The following is a 19716-nucleotide window of genomic DNA, read 5'->3' as shown; positions in this document are numbered from 1 at the left end:
TACTTCAGTTGAGGTGTTTTTAGCCGATAACCCTCTACACCTTTGTACTGGCCCCAAGAACAACAACCTTCCAGTGCCGACAATGAAATGACTGCGTGCCTGGAGGCATTCGATGAACAACTGGTTCGCCAACCTCAGCGTCAACCTGAAACTCGGCCTGGGCTTCGGCCTGGTGCTCGCCCTGACTTCGATCCTGGCCTTCACCGGCTGGACCAGCCTCGGCGGGTTGATCGACCGTAGCAACTGGATGAGCGACATCACCCAGCTCAATGCCTCGCTGACCAAATTGCGCATCGTGCGCCTGCAATACATGCTGGCCAACGGTGACGAAAGCGTGGCGCAAAACGTACAGGCCAGCCTCGACGGGTTCGTGGCCCAGCAGCAAAAACTGCTGAACAGCTTCAAAAGCCCGGAAAACCTCAAACTGCTCACCGAACAGAAAAACATCATCACCGCGTACCAACAGTCGCTGAACAAAATGCGCGAGGCCTACCGCAACGGCAACGCCGCACGTCAAACCATGGGCGATCGCGCCGACGCCGCCAACGCGGTGATCAACACCCTTGAGCGCAACGTGCACCAAATACCGGACAGCACCGAACGGTTTACCCAGTTCGAGGCCATCACCCACACCAAGGAACAGTTCCTGTTGGCCCGCTATGAAGTGCGCGGCTACACCGCTAACGTCAACCCAGACACCGAGGCGCATGCGGCAGCGCAAATCGAAGCCGCGATCAAGGGTTTGAAAGAACTGGACAATGTGTTCGGCGCCAGCCAGCCAACCGAATTGAGCGCATTGCAAAACACCCTCGGCGCTTATCGCAGCGCGGTGCAGGCCTATAAAGCTGCCAACGCCAACATCGTCCTCGCCCGCCAGGAAATGACCGTACAAGGCGCAGGCATTGTTTCGCGCAGCGAGGCGCTGTATGACATTCAGTTGCAGCGCCGCGATAGCGAAAGCGCCCAGGCTCGCAGCCTGCAATTGATCAGCACTGCACTCGCCCTGCTGGTGGGCATCATCGCCGCCCTGATCATCACCCGGCAGATCACTCGCCCATTGCAAGAAACCCTCGCGGTGGTCGAGCGCATCGCCTCCGGCGATTTGAGCCACAACATCCAGGTCACTCGCCGTGACGAGTTGGGCGCGCTGCAACAAGGTATCCAGCGCATGGGCAGCACCTTGCGCGAACTGATTGCCGGCATCCGCGATGGTGTCACTCAGATCGCCAGCGCCGCCGAGGAACTGTCGGCCGTGACCGAGCAAACCAGCGCCGGGGTCAACAGCCAGAAGATCGAGACCGATCAGGTGGCCACTGCCATGCACGAGATGACCGCCACCGTGCAGGAAGTGGCGCGCAATGCCGAGCAAGCCTCCCTGGCCGCCTCGGCTGCCGACGGCGAAGCGCGTGCCGGCGACAAGGTGGTGGCCGAAGCCATCGCCCAGATCGAACGCCTGGCCGATGAGGTGGCCCGCTCCACCGACGCCATGGCGCACCTGCAACAAGAGAGCAACAAAATCGGCAGCGTGATGGACGTGATCAAGGCCGTGGCCGAGCAGACCAACCTGCTGGCGCTCAACGCTGCCATCGAAGCGGCACGTGCCGGTGAAGCCGGACGTGGGTTTGCCGTGGTCGCCGATGAAGTCCGCGGCCTGGCTCAGCGCACGCAGAAATCCACCGAGGAGATCGAAGGCCTGGTGGCCGGTTTGCAGAACGGCACCCAACAAGTAGCCAACGTGATGAACAACAGCCGCAGCCTCACCGACAGCAGCGTCGAGTTGACCCGCAAAGCCGGTGTGTCACTGGAAACCATTACCCGCACAGTCTCGAATATCCAGTCGATGAACCAGCAGATCGCCGCAGCTGCCGAACAGCAAAGCGCCGTCGCCGAGGAGATCAGCCGCAGCATCGTCAACGTGCGTGATGTGTCGGAACAGACTGCCATGGCCAGTGACGAAACCGCCAAGTCGAGTGTCGAACTGGCTCGATTGGGTGGCCAATTGCAGCAGATGGTCAGCCATTTCCGGGTGTAAATACTCTGGCGTAAAAAAGCCGCCCTACCAAGGCGGTTTTTTATTGCCTGCGTTTTTCCGCAGACAGAAGACTTAATCCACAATTTCTTCGACAAACACCACCCGATTGCCAAACGGATCCTTGATGCTCATCTCCCGCGACCCCCAGGGCGTTTCTTCGACCTCAGGCTTCGCATAGCGGTAATTTTTGCCCAGCAATTGCTGCTGATACGCCGTAATACCTTCGGCCTGAATCCGCACTGCCGCCCCCGGTGAAGCATCGCCATGATGTTCGGACAAATGCAGTACGCATTCTCCTGACGACACTTGCAGGTACAACGGGAAATTAGCCTCGAACCGATGTTGCCAATCGACCTTGAACCCCAAGAAATCGACGTAGAACTCAAGGGCCTTGGTCTCGTCGAAGATCCGCAGGATGGGGGTGACTCTTCCTAAGTGCATAGTGGTGGCTCCCTGTTCATGAGCGACTACTATAGAGCCTTGAAGCCCTGCCGCAAATCTCCGCTGCGCGCCAAAAACCGTCCCGGCCGCTGGCCGTTCGCTTGACCGTTCTGGTAACTCAACACACCATTGACCCACACGTCGTCGATCCCTTCGGCGGCGCGCTGGGGGTCTTTGAAGTCGGCAACATCCCGCACCCGCAGCGGATCGAACAACACCAGGTCAGCCCAATGTCCTTCGCGAATTTCGCCGCGTTCCGACAGGCCAAACCGCGCCGCCGACAGGCCCGTCATTTTGTGCACAGCGGTGTGCAGTGGGAACAATCCCACGTCACGGCTGAAATGCCCGAGCACTCGCGGGAATGCGCCCCACAAACGCGGGTGCGGGAACGGGTCTTCCGGCAGGCCATCCGAGCCGACCATCGACAGCGGATGAGCGAGGATGCGTTGTACATCGGCCTCATCCATCCCGTAATACACCGCCCCCGCCGGTTGCAGTCGGCGGGCAGCTTCCATCAACGGCACGGCCCATTGCGCGGCAATGTCCTGCAAGTCCCGCCCACCCATGTCCGGGTGCGGCGTTGACCAGGTGATGGTGATACGAAAAGCGTCAGTGACTTGCTTGAGGTCCAGGGTCGAGGAACTGGCGGCATAGGGATAACAATCGCAACCTACCGGATGGGTCTTCGCTGCCTGCTCCAGGGCCGCCAACAACTGCGGGCTGCGGCCCCAATTGCCGGCGCCGGCGCATTTGAGGTGGGAGATGATCACCGGTGCCTTGGCGTGACGACCGATCAGGAACGCTTCGTCCATCGCCTCCAGCACCGGTTCGAACTCGCTGCGCAAATGGGTGGTGTACACCGCGCCAAAGGCCGTCAGTTCTTCGCTCAGTTGCAGCACTTCATCGGTGTCGGCGTTGAAGGCGCTGGCGTAGGCCAGGCCGGTGGACAAGCCCAGGGCGCCGTCCGCCAGGCTTTCCTGCAGTTGCGCGCGCATGGCGGTAATTTCAGCAGGCGTCGCGGTGCGCTGCAGGTCATCCATATGGTTGCTGCGCAGCGCCGTATGACCGATCAGCGCTGCGACGTTCACGGCCGGGTGGGCGCTTTCCACGGCGGCGCGGTAATCGCAAAACCGTGGATAGGCGAAGGCCTCCGCATTGCCCAGCAGGTTCATCGGGTCGGGTGGATCACCGCGCAAACTTACCGGCGCAGCGCTGATGCCACAATTGCCGACGATCACCGTGGTCACGCCCTGACTGAGCTTGGGCAGCATCTGCGGTTGACGAATCACCACGGTGTCGTCATGGGTGTGGACGTCGATAAAGCCTGGCGCCAACACCCGACCTGTGGCGTCGACTTCATGTTCGGCAGTGGCGTGCGCCAAGTCGCCGATCTTTTCGATACGACCCTCGCGCAACGCTACATCGGCGATATAACCCGGCGTGTTGCTGCCATCAATGATCATCGCACTGCGGATCAGCGTGTGGTACTTCATTTCAGTCTCCCAGCGGCAGGCAATCGGCGCCGCCGCGATAATCGTCCAGGGCCAATTTGATCCGGCGCAGGCGCTCCTGGTTGTCGTCCGGCCGGGTCAAGGCCAGCTCGGTGGCGAGCACGTCGATGGCCAGCAGCATTCCGTAGCGCGCCGCCGTGGGTTTGTAGATAAAGCTGGTTTCCGCCGGTTGCAGCGGTAATAGCACGTCCGCCAATTGCGCCAACGGTGAGTCGGCAAGAGTGATAGCGACGATCCGCGCGCCATAGTTGCGAGCCAGTTCCACCGCGCCTAACAACTCCGGCGTAAGACCGGTGAGGGAGCAAACGATCAGCGCGTGTTCTGCACTCAGCGTGGCGGCCGTCACACGCATCATCACCGGATCGTGGCACGCGGCAATGGCGTAGCCCAGGCGCACCAGACGCACTTGCAACTCGTCACTGCCCAGGCTCGATGGACCGCCCATGCCGAACGCATGGATCATCCGCGCCTTGCCCAGCAAGCTCACCGCATCGAGAAAACTACGCTGACTGAAACCGGACAGATGCTGACGCAAGGTCGCCTCGATATCGCCAAGAATCTGCCGGTGAAACGCCGATTGCTCAGGCAGGCCAGCAGGGTCGAGAAAGCGACTGCCGACGCCATTGGCCTGGGCCAGTTGCAAGCGCAGGTCACGCAGGTCACGGCAACCGACACTGCGGGCGAACCGCGACAAGGTGGCGGTACTGACCTCGGCCCGCTGGGACAATGCTTCCAGACTGGCGGACGCCGCGAAGCCGACATCGTCGAGCATCAACTTGGCAATACGCCCTTCGCCAGCGCTGAACGAGTCTTGGCGGGCGCGGATCTGGTAGAGGATGTCCATCGGTTTGGCTCCACGTTACAACAAACAGGACAGGCCATAAGTCAGACCGAAGGCGACCAGCGAAATCAAAGTCTCCAGCACGGTCCAGGTCTTGAAGGTCTGGATCACCGTCATATTGAAGTATTCCTTGATCAGCCAGAAGCCACCGTCGTTGACGTGGGAAAAGATCACCGAACCTGCGCCGGTAGCCAGCACCAGCAATTCCGGGTGGGGATAACCCAAACCCAGGGCCACCGGCGCCACCACACCCGAGGCGGTGGTCATGGCCACCGTGGCCGAACCAGTGGCAATACGCATCAGCGCGGCAAACAGCCAGCCCATCACCAGCGGTGACAGGTTGAAGGCATTGGCCAGACCGAGAATTTCATGGGTGACGCCAGCATCCACCAGAATCCGATTGAGACCGCCGCCCGCCCCCACCAACAAGGTGATGCTGGCGGTCGGGGCCAGGCATTCGTTGGTGAACTTGAGGATCGATTCGCGGCTGAAGCCTTGGGCCAGGCCCAGGGTCCAGAAGCTCACTAACGTCGCCACCAGTAGCGCGATCACCGAGTTGCCGATAAATAACAGGAACTGGTTAAAGGCAGTGCCGGGGGTGGAAATCAGGTTGGCCCAGCCGCCGATCATCATCAGCACCACCGGTAACAGAATGGTGCCCATGGTCAGGGCGAAACTCGGCAAGCGGGTGCGTGGTTCGCGGTCAATGAACTGGCGTTCCAGCGGGTTTTCGGCGGGCAGATGAATGCGCGGCACGATGAATTTGGCGTACACCGGGCCGGCGATGATTGCCGTCGGGATGCCGATCAGAATCGCATAGAGCACGGTTTGCCCGACCGAGGCGTTATAGGCCAGCACCGCCATCATCGCCGCCGGGTGCGGCGGCACCAGCGCATGCACCACCGACAAACCGGCGACCATCGGCAGGCCGACCATCAGGATCGACACCCCTACTCGCCGGGCGACGGTAAAGGCAATCGGCACCAGCAACACAAAACCGACTTCGAAAAACAGCGGCAGCCCCACCAGGAATGCGATGCACACCATGGCCCAGTGGGCGTTGCGCTCACCAAAGCGGTCAATCAGCGTGCGTGCCACCTGCTCGGCGCCACCGGACTCGGCCATCATCTTGCCGAGCATGGTGCCCAGGGCAACCACCAGCGCGATATGCCCCAAGGTTTTGCCGACGCCCGCCTCGTAGGAGCCCATGATCGTATCCGCCGGCATACCGGCCAGCAGCGCCAGGCCGATGGACACCAACGTGATCACAATAAAAGGGTTGAGCCGGTAACGTGCAATCAGCACGATCAATGCAATGATGGCGATAGCGGCGTAAGCCAATAGCCAAAAGCCCGGTGATGCGGCCATGCGGTACTCCTCAAAAAGGGTCACGTCGAATTGGTTGTGAAACTCATAAATCATTACTGAGGATAATTTTCAATTTTTATGAAAGTAATTTTCGCCCACAGACAAGCGCTGTCGCTTTGGGATATGTCCATGGGCAGTGAATGAAAATGGGTGGGGTGTTCTTACATCACAATCAGAGGACGCCGAAACTCAGAAGCCGGCATTGAGTCTTAGAATACGTACCCACTTATGACCAGGGAAAGCCGACCATGAATCGTACCTCACTCGCTGCCAGTGCTCTGTTCCTGGCCTTTTGCGCCAACGCATCGGCCGCCGACAACCCGGCGCTGAAAACCTGCATGGACAGCGCCAACACGACCGTGGACATGGTCGACTGCAACGCCAAGGAAGCCAAGGTCCAGGACACGCGCCTAAACCTGGCCTACAAGAGCGCCCTGGCCGCGCAAGACGGCCAGCGCAAGCAACAACTGCAAGATGTGCAGCGCCTATGGATTAAATACCGCGACGCCAACTGCGCCTTTGCCGGCTCAGCGACCGGCGGCAGCATCGATCAAGTCAACGGTTCCGGCTGCCTGCTGGACATGACCCAAGCCCGCGCCCAGGAATTGGAAAACCTGGTGGGGCCATAACGCCATACAGAACAGATCGTTCCCACGCTGCGTGGGAACGATCTGGTTGGGTTAGTCGTGCTGCACCCGGGCGCGCTTGAGCAGTTTCTTGCAGCGCTCGGACAAGTGCAGCACCCGCAAATGCTTGCCGGCCTTGGCGTAGCGCTCGCGCAGGGTCATCAGGGCGGCAATGGCCGAATAATCGACAAAGCTCAGGTGGCGGCAATCCAGCGTCACCTGTTGCGGGTCGCTGGCCGGGTCGAACTGATTGAGGAACGGCGTGGTCGAGGCAAAGAACAGCGTGCCGTGCAGGCGATAAAGCTTGCTGCCATCGGCTTCCAGATGCTCGTCGGCGTACAGCTCACGGGCCTGCTGCCAGGCGAAGTTCAGCGCCGCGATCACGATGCCACACAGCACCGCAGTCGCCAGGTCGGTGAACACGGTGATCACCGACACCGCGATAATCACCAGCACGTCATTGACCGGCACCTTGTTGATCACCCGCAATGATGCCCAGGCGAAGGTCTGCTGGGACACCACGAACATCACCCCCACCAGTGCCGCCAGCGGAATGCGCTCGATCAGCGGCGACAGAAACAGAATAAACAACAGGATCATGACCCCGGCGAACACCCCGGAGAATCGCCCACGCCCGCCGGAGCTTAAGTTGATCACGGTTTGCCCGATCATCGCGCAACCGCCCATGCCGCCGAACAGGCCGGAGAGCATATTGGCGGTTCCCAGGGCCACGCTTTCGCGGTCCGGGTAACCACGGGTCTCGGTGATTTCGTCGGTAAGGTTGAGGGTCAGCAGGGTTTCCAGCAAGCCGACCATGGCCATCAGGATCGCGTAGGGCGCGATGATTTGCAGGGTTTCCAGGGTCCAGGGAATCTGTGGCAAGGCGAACGTTGGCAAGCCACCGGCAATGTGAGCCATGTCGCCCAGGGTGCGGGTCGGCAGCCCCAGCAGATACACGGCAAGGCCTACACCGAGAATCGCCACCAGCGCTGGCGGCACCGCACGGGTCAAGCGCGGCAGCAAGTAGACAATCGCCATGGTCGCCGCCACCAACCCGATCATCATGTACAACGGCGTTCCGCTGAGCCAGGCTTCGCCGCTCTTGAAGTGCTCAAGCTGAGCCAGGGCAATGATGATCGCCAGGCCGTTGACGAAACCGAGCATCACCGGGTGCGGCACCATGCGTACCAGCTTGCCCAGGCGCAATAGGCCGAAGGCGACCATGATCAACCCACCCAGCAACACCGTGGCGAGCAAGTATTGCACGCCGTGCTGCACCACCAGGGCCACGATGACTACCGCCATCGACCCGGCCGCACCGGAAACCATCCCCGGACGACCGCCGAACAACGCCGTCAGGGTGCAGATGATGAACGCGCCGTAGAGACCCATTAACGGGTTGAGGTGGGCCACCAGGGCGAAAGCAATGCATTCGGGCAGCAAGGCAAAAGACGTGGTGAGTCCGGCCAGGGCGTCGGCGCGCAGACGGGTGAGTTTCATGAATTTACCGGGGAATTGCGGGGAATGAGGCTGGGGATGGTACGAAATTGCGGCAGGTGGGGCTAGCGTTGACTGATGAAGAAGCGGATGCAGAGTGTCCAGCAATGCGTTCCCACGCAGAGCGTGGGAACGATCAAGCGAACATCAGACCATCTCGTTGCGAATCCACTCGACCACCGACGTACGCTTGGGCACCCACCCCAGCAGTTCACGCGCATGCTTGCCGCGCACCCGGCTGTTGGAGCCCAGGCCATAGTTGGCCATTTCATAACCCCACTCGGCTTCGGCATCGGCCAGGGACCAATCCTGTGGCTGACCCAGGCCTAAGGCTTGGGCGATGGCGGTGGTCATGTCGATGAAAGACGCTTCACTGCTTTCCACGAAGTAGAAGGTGCCCGGAATGTTCTTTTCCAACGCCAGCAAGTACAGGGCGACCACATCTTCAATGTGTACGTTGGACCAGATGTTCTGGCCAGGCCCGACATGACGTACCACCGCACTTTTACGCGCTTGCTTGAGCAATCGCGGCAATTGCACACTGTCGCGCTTTACGCCCAGGCTATGGCCGTAAATCAAGGTATTGCAGATCACCGCCGAGTTCACACCGTCTTTCGCCGCCGCCAGGATCAGGTTGTCGATAGCCACGCGAGCGGCCTTGTCGACGCTAGGCTCCGGCAGGTTGTCTTCGAAGTAGACGACCTCACTGGACTTGCCGCCCGAGGCGTCACCGACGATGCTCGAACCGCTGGTGTGCAGCAACGGCTTGTTGGAACCGCGCAAGGCTGCCAGCAAGGTTTCGATGGCGCCGCGATGGTCGCTGCTGGCGGCGTTGATCACCGCGTCGGCTTTTTTGGCCTGTTCGGTCAGCACCGCACTGTCGTCCAGGGAGCCGACCACCGGGGTAATGCCCAAGGCCGTCATTTCTGCCGCCTGTTCGGCGCTGCGCACCAAGCCGGTGACGCTATGGCCAGCCTTGACCAAGCCGGTGGCGATGGAGCCGCCGATAAACCCGGCCGCGCCGGTCACGAATACGTTCATGCAAATATCTCCCGCCTAAATAAGTGATGAGGCGAGTATTGCGGACTTACCTGTGCCGAATAAGCCCACATTGCCCAATTCAATCTTGCTCAGGCGTCAAGAATCAGCAGGCGTAGCGCGCCAGTTTGTCCTGGATAAAGTCCAGGAAGCATTGGATGCGCAAGGCCAGTTGCGAGTTGCGGTAATACACCGCGTTGATCGGCTGGCGATAACCGCTGTTGAATTCCGGCAGGATCGCTTGCAAGCGCCCGGCATTGACGTCTTCGATTGTCATAAAGTGCGACAGGCACGCAATCCCCTGCCCTTGCAGTGCCAGTTGGCGCACGGTTTCGCCGCTGGACGCGGCGATTCCCGGCTGGATCTGCCAGCGGTCGCCGTGCACATGGCGCAATGGCCAGTGGTTGAGGGTTTCCGCCTGGGTGAAACCAAGCAAAGTGTGATCAGCCAGTTCCGCCACCGTCGCCGGCGTGCCGTACTGCTCCAGGTAAGCCGGGCTGGCGAGGATATGCAGCGGGCTGCAACCCAGGGAGCGGGCGTGCAGCGTCGAGTCCGCCAGAGTGCCGATACGGATGGCGATATCGGTGCTCTGTTCCAACAAGTCGATGATCAGGTCGTTGCTGTTGAGTTCCAGCTGGATGTCCGGGTACAGGGCTCGGAATTCAGCAATATAGGGCACGATTGCATGCAGCATGAACGGCGACGCCGCGTTGATTCGCAGGCGTCCCGACGGGGTTTGCTGGCGCGAGGACAGGCGCTCTTCCAGCTCGTCCATTTGTTCCAGGATCAGCTTGGCCCGTTCAAAGAAGTACTTGCCTTCTTCGGTCAGGTCCATGCGCCGCGTGGTGCGGTTGATCAAGGTGGTGTCCAGCTTGGCTTCCAACCGCGACAAGGTGCGGCTGACCGCCGAAGGCGTTTGCCCGACCTGTTCGGCGGCGGCGGAAATCGAGCCGCATTCAATCACACAGACGAAGACCTGTAGCTCATCGGATCGGGCTTTCAACGTGAATCCTCTCTATCGAATCGTTGTAGCCGCTGCCGAGGCACGAGGCTGCGGCTACAGATTACACCGAAAGGGTAAACACCTGCGCCAGGTGCTGCTCATACCGCGCCACGTCGGCTTCAATGGCCGGGCGTTTCATCACGTCCACACAGAGGAAAGTCGGCAGCGCGGTCATACCGAGGAATTCGTTGGCCTTGTGGAATGGAAAGTACACCGCGTCCACGCCTTTGGCTTCGAAGAAGTCGCTCGGGTCATCGAACGCCTGCTGCGGTGCGTTCCAGGTCAGGGACAGCATGTATTGCTTGCCTTGGATCAGGCCACCGCTGCCGTACTTCTGCGATGCATCGGAGCGCGTGCGACCATCACTGGCGTACAGGCTGCCATGGCCTTCAGTGAAGACTTCGTCGATGTATTTTTTGACGACCCACGGCGCGCCCATCCACCAACCGGGCATCTGGTAAATGATCACGTCGGCCCAAAGGAACTTGGCCACTTCTTCGGCGACATCGTAGCCGGCGTCGATGTGGGTGACTTTGACATCGATACCACCACGGTCCAGCACAGCCAGGGCGGCGTCATGCAGAGTGTTGTTATAGCGGCCTTCGGAGTGGGCGAAGGTTTTACCACCGTTGAGCAGCAGGACTTTTTTCATGCGGGAGCGAACCTGAAGGTTGAGAACGTATGGCACGCAGGCTATCGATAACGCCCCGCTTGAGTAAGCCCTGGTTCGGCAAAACACCTTTGACCAAACAGCACGAATCAACTACTCATTATTGCCTATCCACGAATCAGCAGGTGGCCGCCCAGCGCCGCCATGCCAATGAAGAACACCTGCTTGAACAGCACGGCGCTGATGCGTTGGCGCAAGGCTTGGCCAAGCCACATGCCAAGCAGCGCCGGTACCAGCGCCAGCAGCGAGGCATTGATTTCGCCACCGCCCAGGTTACCGCGCCAGAACAGGCCCGCTGCCAGGGCCAGGGTGGAAACAGTGAACGCCAATCCGAGGGCCTGCACCAGTTGATCTCGACTCAAGCCCAGGGCTTGCAGGTAGGGCACGGCCGGAATCACGAACACCCCAGTGGCTGAGGTAATGAGGCCCGTCACCAGGCCGCATACCGGGCCCAGCCAACGCTCGGTCGCCAGTTTCAGCTTGAACGTCGGCACACACAGCCCACTCAAGGCATACACCAGCAACGCCGCGCCCAATGCGCGCACCACCCAACGCCCACCGTCCATGCCCAGCCACAATGAGCCGAGCCCGGTACCGAGAAAGATCAACAGGAGCATGGGCCACAGGCGTTTGATCAACGCGCTCAAATGCCCGCCGAATGCCAGTTGCCAGAGGTTAGTGACCGCCGACGGAATGATCAGCAAAGCCGCAGCCTGTGCTGGCAGCATAGCCAGCCCGAGCATGCCCATGGCAACAGTGGGCAGGCCGAGGCCGATCACACCCTTGACGGTGCCGGCCAGCACGAAGGTGCCGATGACCAGTAGGGTCAGGGCCAACCCGAGATTTTGGTAGAACGCTAGAAAGGTATTCATGAGCCGATTCTGCGGGTTTGGCGTGAAGTTTGAAATTCGCCATATACTGAGGCAGCCTCTTGTTTTGCGTGAGGCTGAGGGAGTTCCAACCATGCATTTCGACCTGACCGACCTACGCCTCTACCTGCATATCCTCGACACCGGCAATATCACCGCTGGCGCCGCTCGCAGTCATCTGTCGCTGGCAGCCGCCAGTGCACGCATCCGGGCGATGGAAGCATCCCTGGGCATCGAATTTTTCCAGCGTGGCCGCCGAGGCGTGACCCCGACCGCCGCAGGCAAGGCCCTGGCCCGGCATGCGCGCCTGCTGTTGCAGCAGGCCGAGCGTATGCAACAAGACCTGGCGGAATACGCCAACGGCGTCAAAGGCCAGGTGCGTTTGCTGTGCAACACCACCGCCATCAGCGAACACCTGCCGGAACTGCTGGCAGATTTTCTCTGCGAACACCCCAACCTCGATATCGACCTGCAAGAACTGCCGAGCCTGCGCATCACCCATGCCTTGCGCCAGGGCGTGGCAGACCTGGGGATCATTTCCGATGCGGTGGACACGCACGGCTTGCAGACCCGGCATTTTCGCGATGATCCGCTGGTGCTGATCATGCCCCTTGAGCATCCCTTGGCTGCAACCGATGACGTCAGTTTTATCCACAGCCTGCAGCATGACTACGTGGGATTGGCGGCTGACAGCGCCTTGTCGGTGTACCTGGAAGAACAGGCGCTGCACGCAGGTTTTCGTTTGCAGACACGTATTCGCGCCGACGGGTTTGACGGCGTGATCCGCATGGTTGCCCGTGGCGCGGGCCTGGGAATTGTGCCGCAGACGGCGCTGGATCGCCGCCCTTGGCATGACCGCTTCAAGGCCCAGCCGCTGACCGAGGAATGGGCCTGCCGCACCTTACTGTTATGCGCCCGCTCGTTCGAGCAGTTGCCGGGTTACGCCAAGGCCTTGTTCGATACCTTGTCCCTGCCCTTGCGGAAAAAGGCGTAATACACCACCGAGAGAATCACCAGGAACGGCACCCCAAACACCAACGTCATCTTGAACGCGTCGGTGAAGTAGGTGGTGATCATCACCGCGCCCATCAGCACCAGCCCCAGCAACGTGCTGTAGGGAAACAGCCGCAGCTCAAATGACAACTTCGGCCCGCCGTGGCGCTTGCGGTAGCGGCGGAAGAAAAAGTGGGTGAGGAAGATCATGAACCAGGTGAAGATCGCGCCAAACATCGAGATTGCCATCATCAACGTGAACGAGCTTTCTGGGTACACCACGTTGAGCAAGGTCGCCAGGGCGATACCCGAACTGGACAGCAGCAATGCGTTCAGCGGAATCCCGCTCTTGCTCAAGGCGCCCATGGATTTGGGCGCAAAGCCGGCGCGGGACAGGCTGAACATCATGCGCGTGGTGATGTAGAGCTGGCTGTTCATCGCCGACAGCGCGGCGATCAGGATCACAAAATTCATCACCCCGGTGGCGCCCGGAATGCCGATAGTCTGCATCACCGTGACAAACGGGCTCTGGGTGTGGCCTGCCTGGGTCCACGGCACGATGGCCAGCATCAGCGCCAGGGTCAGCAGGTAGAACACCACCAGACGCACGATCGTGGCGCGGAAAGCTTTTTTCACCGCCTGTTCCGGATCGGCGGCTTCGCCCGCCGCCACCGCGATCATCTCCACGCTCAAGTAGCTGAAGATCGACACAATCACTGCGATCCACATGCCGCTCAACCCGTGAGGGAAAAAGCCGCCGTGGGCCGTGTAATTCTGCACGCCGTATTCCGGATTGCCGGAACCGAACACTACATACGCCGCCAGAATAATGAATCCGACAATGGCGCTGATCTTGATCGTGGAAAACCAGTATTCGAATGTGCCAAAGGTCTTGACGCTGATAGCGTTGAGTACGATCAGCACACTGGAAAACGACACGATCCACACCCACTCCGGCACATTGGCGAACCAGTACTTCATGTACATCGCCACCGCCGTGACCTCAGCGCCCACCGCCAGCACAATCGCCGCCCAGTAGGCATAACGCACCAGGAATCCGGCCAGGGGGCTGATGTAGAACTCGGCATAGGCGCCAAAGGAGCCTGAAGTGGAATGGGCCACCGTCATCTCCGCAAGGCACCCCATCAACAGCAAGGTGATCAACGCGCCGATGGCATAGCTGACCAACACGCTGGGCCCGGCATAACCGATGGCGTATGCGCTGCCCATGAACAGGCCAGTGCCAATAGCGCCCCCGATGGCAATCATGCTCATCTGGCCGGAGGTGAGCTGGCGCCGCAGGCCCAGTTCGCGGTTGGTAATTTCTGCAAAGCCGTTGTCTGGCGTGGTCACGTGGCGTGCCCCTTTATTATTGTGATTGCACACGAAGCTCATGTTTTCTGTAAGAGCGAGCTTGCTCGCGAAGATCGTGAACGATGACGCTGGCACTCTGGATGAACCCATCGCTCTCGGGTTTCTCGCGAGCAAGCTCGCTCCTACAGGGGATGTATTGTTTTTACGTAACGCTGTGGCGCACTTTGAATTGCGGTTGGTCCCAAGTCTTCTGGTCGAGAATTTCACCGAGGATTTCCACCGCCTCCCAGACCTCGGTGAAGCTGGTGTACAGAGGCGTAAACCCAAAGCGCATGATCTTCGGCTCGCGGTAATCACCAATCACGCCACGAGCAATCAGCGCCTGGACGATGGCATAGCCTTGCGGGTGTTCGAAGCTCACATGGCTGCCGCGTTTGGCGTGATCACGCGGCGTGATCAGGGTCAGTTCATGGGCGGCGCAGCGCGCTTCAACCTGTTCGATGAACAGGTCGGTCAACGCCAGGGACTTGGTACGCAAGCTGGCCATATCGGTCTGGGCGAAAATATCCAGGCCACACTCGACCATCGCCAGCGAGGTTATCGGCTGGGTACCGCACAGGTAACGGGTGATGCCTTTACCCGGCGCGTACTGCGGTTCCATCGCGAACTGCCGACTATGCCCGAACCAGCCCGACAACGGCTGGCGTGCAGCCTCCACCAGGGACGGATTGACCCAGACAAACGCCTGGGAACCCGGGCCACCGTTGAGGTATTTGTAGGTGCAACCAATGGCGTAGTCGGCGCCGGCCTGGTGCAGATCAATCGGCACCGCACCGGCCGAATGCGCCAAGTCCCAAATGGCCAGCGCGCCACACTCATGACTCAGGGCCGTCAGTGCCTGCATGTCGTGCATATAGCCAGTCTTGTAGTTGACGTGGGTGATCATCACCACCGCGGTGTCCTGGTCGATGGCTTGGGGCAGTTCATCAGGGCTGTTGACCAGCCGCAAGGAGTATCCCTGTTGCAGCAACTCGGCCAGGCCTTCGGCGATATACAGGTCGGTAGGAAAGTTGCTCGACTCACTGACGATAATCTTGCGCTTCGGCTGGCGCTGGCGTTGCACGCTCAGCGCGGCGCTGAGGACCTTGAACAGGTTGATGGACGTGGTATCGGTAATCACCACTTCATCCTCACCCGCGCCAATCAGCGGGGCCAGGCGATTGCCCAGGCGATGGGACAGGTCAGCCCATCCGGCGCTGTTCCAACTGCGGATCAAGCCATTGCCCCACTCTTGGGCAATTACCGTTTGCGCCCGTTCCAACGCCGCCACCGGTCGTGCGCCGAGAGAGTTGCCATCGAGGTAGATCACGCCTTCAGGCAGTGCAAATTGATGGCGCAACGGCGCCAGCGGATCCTGGGCATCGAGCATCTGGCAATGGGTTTGGGTGGGCATGGAAAGTCCTGTTTTTATAAGTGACGATGGACCAAATAATGAACGAAGTTTTGCAGAATTTTCATGCGAAGTGCGCTACAAGTAGCTTAATAAGCTGTAGGAAATTCGAATTTAACTCCTAAACTCGCGGATTTATTCTAACCATGACTCTCGACGCCACCGACCTGCGCCTCCTGCATTTCCTGCAACAGGATGGCCGTATCAGCAACCAGGAACTGGCGGAGAAAGTCTCCCTGTCTCCCTCCGCTTGCCTGCGCCGTTTGCGCTTGCTGGAGAGTGAAGGGGTAATCAGCGGGTATCGCGCGGTGCTCAATGCCGAGCAGTTGGGAGTCGAGCTGGAGGCCATCGTCCACTTGTCATTGCGCCAGGATGTGGCGGACTGGCACGAGACGTTTATCAAGAAGGTCCAGGGCTGGCCGGAAGTGGCGAGCGCCTATGTGATTACCGGCGCCAGCAACTATGTGCTGCGAGTGCAGGCGCGCAACCTCAAGCACTTTTCGGACTTTATCGTGAACCACCTGAACCGCACGGCGGGAGTGATGGATATTCGCTCGGAGATTGTGCTGCAGAAGATCAAGGATCGGGATGAGGTGCTGGATCTGGTTATTCGCAAGTGATGATGATCGCTCCCACGCCGAGCGTGGGAACGATCATACGACCACTATCAGTCTTCGAGGGCCCGCACGCGCTGCATGCGCTTCTGCTCCACCGGCGCTGCCGTCGGCTGCAACTCAAAGTTGAAATCAATCTGCGCAAACCGGCCTTCTACGCCAAATTCTCGCGCCAGTTGTTGATCCTCGCTGAAGCGGATTTCTGCAATCAGCTCATCACGTGTTGCATAAGCAAAATCATCATGCAGGTATGGGTCATCCGACAGGTTGATCTGGGTGGTCAGGTGCCGATGCCCCGGGGCCGAGATGAAGAAGTGAATATGCGCCGGCCGCTGGCCATGTCGCCCCAGTTGATCGAGCAACTGCTGGGTCGGGCCCGTCGGCGGGCAGCCGTAGCCGGACGGTACGATGCTGCGAAAACAGTAGTTGCCCTGGGCGTCGGTTTCGATCCGTCGGCGCAGGTTGAACTCTGACTGAGTGACGTCGAACCAGGAATACGTACCACCGGTATTGGCCTGCCACACATCGACAATCGCCCCGGCCAATGGCTTGCCATCGGTGTCGCGTACCTGGCCCTGCATGAACAACGGCACACCCGGATCCTGGCCGTCATCCAACCGCGCTTTGTATTTGGACAACGGCGCACCCGCCACATACAACGGTCCTTCGATGGTGCGCGGGGTACCACCGGACTTGCCGGCTTCCTCGTCCGCCGCATCCATCAGCAGGTCCAGGTAATGCTCCAGGCCCAAGCCTGCGACAAGCAGCCCGGCTTCCTGGTTCTTGCCTAGTTCGTTGAGGTAGTTGACCGCCTTCCAGAACTCTTCCGGGGTCACTTCCAGGTCTTCAATGATGTTCACCGTGTCCCGCAGGATTCGGTAGATCAGCGCCTTGGTCCGTGGGTTGCCAGCCTCATTGAGGTTACCGCTGGCTTCTTCGAGAAATTGTTGGGCGTGGGCAGTCTGGGACAGTCGAATGGACATGGTGCTCTCCTCATCTTGTAATTATCAGGTGGCTAAACAGACTCAGCGGTCATCCTCATGGATCGACGATGGATGCCGGCACAGGGCATTCACTTCGATGCTCATGTAGGGATAGAGCGGCAGTTGCATCAGTAGATCATGCAGCTCTTGTACGCTGTCGACATCAAACACGCTGTAGTTGGCGTACAGCCCGGCAATACGCCACAGGTGGCGCCATTTTCCCTCTTGCTGCAAACGCTGAGCCAGGGCTTTTTCTTGCGCCTTGAGCCCGGCTGCGTGCTCGGGGTTCATGTCAACGGGCAGGTTCACGGTCATTTTTACGTGGAACAACATGCAGGTACCCTCTTGTTATTTATCGCGACGGAAGAACGCCAGGCGCTCCTCATCAATAGCCAGGCCCAAGCCCGGTGCGGTCGAGACATGCAGATGGAAGTCGCGGTAGAGCAACGGCTCGGTGAGGATGTCCTCGGTGAGCAGCAACGGGCCAAACAGTTCGGTGTCCCACGCCAGTTTGTTCAGCGTGAGAAAGGCGTGGGCCGAGGCCAACGTACCGATGCCACCCTCAAGCATGGTGCCGCCGTACAGGCCAATACCGGCCGCTTCGGCAATCGCTGCCGTGCGTAACACTGCGCGCGGGCCACCGTTCTTGGCGATTTTCAAGGCAAACACCGAGGCTGCGCCTTCACGGGCAAGGTTGAAGGCGTCTTCGACACATTCGATGGATTCGTCAGCCATGATCGGGGCCGGGCTCGACAGGTTGAGCCGGACCATGCCGCCACGGTTATTGCGTGAGATCGGTTGCTCGATCAGGTCGATGCCGTTGTCGCCCAGCACTTTGCAGGCGCGTAACGCCACGGCCTCATCCCAGGCCTGGTTGACGTCCACCCGGACACTTGCACGGTCGCCCAGGGCTTTTTTGATAGCAATGACGTGAGCCAGGTCGTGGCAGACTTCACCGGCGCCGATCTTCAACTTGAAGATGCGGTGGCGGCGCAGGTCGAGCATTTTCTCGGCTTCGGCAATGTCCTTTTCAGTGTTGCCGCTGGCCAGGGTCCAGGCCACGGGCAAGGCATCGCGCACGCGACCGCCGAGCAGTTCGCTGACTGGCAGGTTCAGGCGTTTGCCAAGGGCATCGAGCAAGGCGCTTTCGATGCCGGACTTGGCAAAGGTGTTGCCACGAATGCTGCGTTCCAGGCGTAACATCGCTGCATTGATATTGCTGGCGTCCTGGCCGATCAGCAGCGGCGCGAAGTGCCGGTCAATGTTGGTCTTGATGCTGTCGGGACTTTCATTGCCATAGCTCAGGCCGCCGATGGTGGTGGCCTCGCCAATACCTTCGATGCCGTCGGCGCAGCGCACGCGGATGATCACCAGGGTCTGGTTCTGCATCGTGTGCATCGCCAGTTTGTGCGGGCGGATAGTGGGGAGATCGACGATAATGGTTTCGATCGACTCGATGGCGCAAATCGGCATGACAATACCCGTTGGGTTCTTTATTGGTTGGGTCCGATTTTGTTCCGGTTCTTTTGCGGGTTCCAATATAGAATGAGTCTCGAACAATACCTTTAAGGTATTAAAGGAGTCCTTATGGAGCTGCGCCATCTGCGTTATTTCCAGGTGCTGGGAGAAACCCTGAACTTCACCCGCGCCGCCGAACGCCTGCACATCGCCCAGCCGCCGTTGAGCCGACAGATCCAACAATTGGAGGATGAACTGGGCGTGGTACTGCTGGAACGTGGCCGGCCATTGCGGCTGACCGAAGCCGGGCGCTTTTTCTATGAACATACCCATGTGCTGCTGGAGCAATTGGGCAAGGTCTGCGACAACACCCGGCGTATCGGCCTGGGACAGAAGACCTGGCTGGGCATCGGCTTTGCGCCGTCGACACTGTATGGCGTGTTGCCGGAACTGATTCGTCGGTTGCGCACCCACGATGGCCTGGAGTTGGAGTTGGGGTTGTCGGAGATGACCACCCTGCAACAGGTCGAAGCCCTCAAGGCCGGGCGGATTGATGTGGGCTTCGGGCGGATTCGCATTGACGATCCAGCCATCGTGCAACGGGTGCTGGTGGAAGACCGGCTGGTGGCCGTATTGCCGGCCGACCATCCACTGCTGGGCGCCCCGGCGACCCTCGCGCAACTGGCCGCAGAGCCGTTCGTGCTTTATCCCGGCAACCCGCGCCCAAGCTACGCCGACCATGTAATCGCGCTGTTCGATGCCCATGGCTTGAGCCTCAAGGTGGCGCAATGGACCAACGAACTGCAGACGGCCATCGGCCTGGTGGGCGCGGGCATGGGCGTGACGCTGGTACCGGCTTCGGTGCAGATCCTGCATCGGGCGGACATCGGCTACACGCCGATTGTCGAAGCCACCGCCACTTCGCCGATCATTCTCAGCCGACGGGTCAATGACCAGTCGCCGGGGCTCAGTCATTGCCTGCAACTGGTGGAAGAGTTGATTTGACCC

The 19716-nt window shown here is 59.9% G+C and carries 19 protein-coding genes and 1 pseudogene; 6 read left to right on the top strand and 14 right to left on the bottom strand.

What is annotated here, in order from left to right; translation table 11 throughout:
• Nucleotides 1-112: 112 nt before the first annotated feature.
• Nucleotides 113-1177: pseudogene (locus GIR22_RS26780) on the top strand (methyl-accepting chemotaxis protein); the annotation flags it as partial.
• Nucleotides 1169-2032, top strand: a complete 864-nt coding sequence (locus GIR22_RS26775; protein ID WP_425502935.1) for a methyl-accepting chemotaxis protein — start codon at nt 1169-1171, stop codon at nt 2030-2032. The pseudogene GIR22_RS26780 and the gene GIR22_RS26775, both read left to right, overlap by 9 nt.
• A 72-nt stretch (nt 2033-2104) precedes the next feature.
• Here the strand turns inward: GIR22_RS26775 and GIR22_RS20580 are convergent, their stop codons facing one another.
• The 4 genes from GIR22_RS20580 to GIR22_RS20565 are packed head-to-tail and all read right to left on the bottom strand — an operon-like array spanning nt 2105 to nt 6193.
• Nucleotides 2105-2506 carry a glyoxalase superfamily protein gene (locus GIR22_RS20580; RefSeq protein WP_343039660.1) on the bottom strand — a complete coding sequence of 134 codons (402 nt, stop codon included), beginning with the start codon at nt 2504-2506 and terminating at the stop codon, nt 2105-2107.
• Complete coding sequence (locus tag GIR22_RS20575; RefSeq protein WP_154745105.1) at nt 2503-3966, bottom strand: N-acyl-D-amino-acid deacylase family protein; 1464 nt, start codon at nt 3964-3966, stop codon at nt 2503-2505. The genes GIR22_RS20580 and GIR22_RS20575 overlap by 4 nt, the downstream gene beginning before the upstream one ends.
• A 1-nt stretch (nt 3967) precedes the next feature.
• Nucleotides 3968-4828: a MurR/RpiR family transcriptional regulator gene (locus tag GIR22_RS20570; protein WP_154745104.1), complete on the bottom strand. Its 861-nt coding sequence runs from the start codon at nt 4826-4828 to the stop codon at nt 3968-3970.
• Between the two features lie 15 nt (nt 4829-4843).
• Nucleotides 4844-6193: a GntT/GntP/DsdX family permease gene (locus GIR22_RS20565; RefSeq protein WP_246208453.1), complete on the bottom strand. Its 1350-nt coding sequence runs from the start codon at nt 6191-6193 to the stop codon at nt 4844-4846.
• Nucleotides 6194-6441: 248 nt separating this feature from the next.
• Between GIR22_RS20565 and GIR22_RS20560 the strand changes: the two genes are divergently transcribed.
• On the top strand, nt 6442-6822 hold the full coding sequence (locus tag GIR22_RS20560) for a lysozyme inhibitor LprI family protein (RefSeq protein ID WP_154745102.1): 381 nt from the start codon (nt 6442-6444) through the stop codon (nt 6820-6822).
• Between the two features lie 51 nt (nt 6823-6873).
• Here GIR22_RS20560 and GIR22_RS20555 read toward each other — a convergent pair whose 3' ends face one another.
• The 5 genes from GIR22_RS20555 to GIR22_RS20535 all read right to left on the bottom strand — a co-directional run bounded on the left by GIR22_RS20555 (nt 6874) and on the right by GIR22_RS20535 (nt 11899).
• Nucleotides 6874-8319 carry a SulP family inorganic anion transporter gene (locus GIR22_RS20555; RefSeq protein ID WP_154745101.1) on the bottom strand — a complete coding sequence of 482 codons (1446 nt, stop codon included), beginning with the start codon at nt 8317-8319 and terminating at the stop codon, nt 6874-6876.
• 144 nt (nt 8320-8463) lie between these two features.
• Nucleotides 8464-9357 (bottom strand): NAD-dependent epimerase/dehydratase family protein, encoded by an 894-nt coding sequence (locus GIR22_RS20550; RefSeq protein WP_154745100.1) that lies wholly within the window; start codon nt 9355-9357, stop codon nt 8464-8466.
• Nucleotides 9358-9460: 103 nt separating this feature from the next.
• On the bottom strand, nt 9461-10357 hold the full coding sequence (locus GIR22_RS20545; RefSeq protein ID WP_154745099.1) for a LysR family transcriptional regulator: 897 nt from the start codon (nt 10355-10357) through the stop codon (nt 9461-9463).
• A 61-nt stretch (nt 10358-10418) separates the two neighbouring features.
• Entirely contained in the window at nt 10419-11009 is a 591-nt protein-coding gene (gene mdaB / locus GIR22_RS20540) for an NADPH:quinone oxidoreductase MdaB (protein WP_154745098.1), read from the bottom strand.
• 125 nt (nt 11010-11134) lie between these two features.
• Nucleotides 11135-11899: a sulfite exporter TauE/SafE family protein gene (locus GIR22_RS20535; RefSeq protein ID WP_154745097.1), complete on the bottom strand. Its 765-nt coding sequence runs from the start codon at nt 11897-11899 to the stop codon at nt 11135-11137.
• Between the two features lie 91 nt (nt 11900-11990).
• Here GIR22_RS20535 and GIR22_RS20530 point away from each other — a divergent pair, with 91 nt between their 5' ends.
• A complete protein-coding gene (locus tag GIR22_RS20530; RefSeq protein ID WP_154745096.1) occupies nt 11991-12890 on the top strand; it encodes a LysR substrate-binding domain-containing protein in 900 nt (299 codons plus the stop codon).
• Here the strand turns inward: GIR22_RS20530 and GIR22_RS20525 are convergent.
• Both GIR22_RS20525 and kynU read right to left on the bottom strand, forming a co-directional pair.
• A complete protein-coding gene (locus GIR22_RS20525) occupies nt 12836-14284 on the bottom strand; it encodes an amino acid permease (protein WP_154745095.1) in 1449 nt (482 codons plus the stop codon). The two genes, GIR22_RS20530 and GIR22_RS20525, sit on opposite strands and share 55 nt — an antisense overlap.
• A 121-nt stretch (nt 14285-14405) precedes the next feature.
• Nucleotides 14406-15656 carry a kynureninase gene (gene kynU / locus GIR22_RS20520; RefSeq protein ID WP_154745094.1) on the bottom strand — a complete coding sequence of 417 codons (1251 nt, stop codon included), beginning with the start codon at nt 15654-15656 and terminating at the stop codon, nt 14406-14408.
• A gap of 143 nt (nt 15657-15799) precedes the next feature.
• On the opposite strand from kynU, the gene GIR22_RS20515 reads away from it, so the two are divergent.
• A complete protein-coding gene (locus GIR22_RS20515) occupies nt 15800-16273 on the top strand; it encodes an Lrp/AsnC family transcriptional regulator (RefSeq protein WP_154745093.1) in 474 nt (157 codons plus the stop codon).
• A gap of 47 nt (nt 16274-16320) precedes the next feature.
• Here the strand turns inward: GIR22_RS20515 and catA are convergent, their stop codons facing one another.
• Genes catA through GIR22_RS20500 form a run of 3 tightly spaced genes read right to left on the bottom strand, consistent with a single transcriptional unit; the run spans nt 16321 to nt 18723 of the window.
• Nucleotides 16321-17250 (bottom strand): catechol 1,2-dioxygenase, encoded by a 930-nt coding sequence (gene catA, locus GIR22_RS20510; RefSeq protein WP_154745092.1) that lies wholly within the window; start codon nt 17248-17250, stop codon nt 16321-16323.
• Between the two features lie 42 nt (nt 17251-17292).
• Nucleotides 17293-17583: a muconolactone Delta-isomerase gene (gene catC / locus GIR22_RS20505; protein WP_154745091.1), complete on the bottom strand. Its 291-nt coding sequence runs from the start codon at nt 17581-17583 to the stop codon at nt 17293-17295.
• A 15-nt stretch (nt 17584-17598) separates the two neighbouring features.
• A complete protein-coding gene (locus tag GIR22_RS20500; protein WP_154745090.1) occupies nt 17599-18723 on the bottom strand; it encodes a muconate cycloisomerase family protein in 1125 nt (374 codons plus the stop codon).
• A 114-nt stretch (nt 18724-18837) separates the two neighbouring features.
• Here GIR22_RS20500 and GIR22_RS20495 point away from each other — a divergent pair, with 114 nt between their 5' ends.
• Nucleotides 18838-19713, top strand: coding sequence for a LysR family transcriptional regulator (locus GIR22_RS20495; protein ID WP_154745089.1), 876 nt, complete (start codon nt 18838-18840; stop codon nt 19711-19713).
• The last annotated feature ends 3 nt before the right edge of the window (nt 19714-19716 follow it).

Origin of the sequence: Pseudomonas karstica, from assembly GCF_009707515.1 — a bacterium.
Taxonomy (GTDB): domain Bacteria; phylum Pseudomonadota; class Gammaproteobacteria; order Pseudomonadales; family Pseudomonadaceae; genus Aquipseudomonas; species Aquipseudomonas karstica.
Note: the sequence above shows the minus strand (reverse complement) of the source record. Positions and strands in the feature narration are given on the sequence as shown.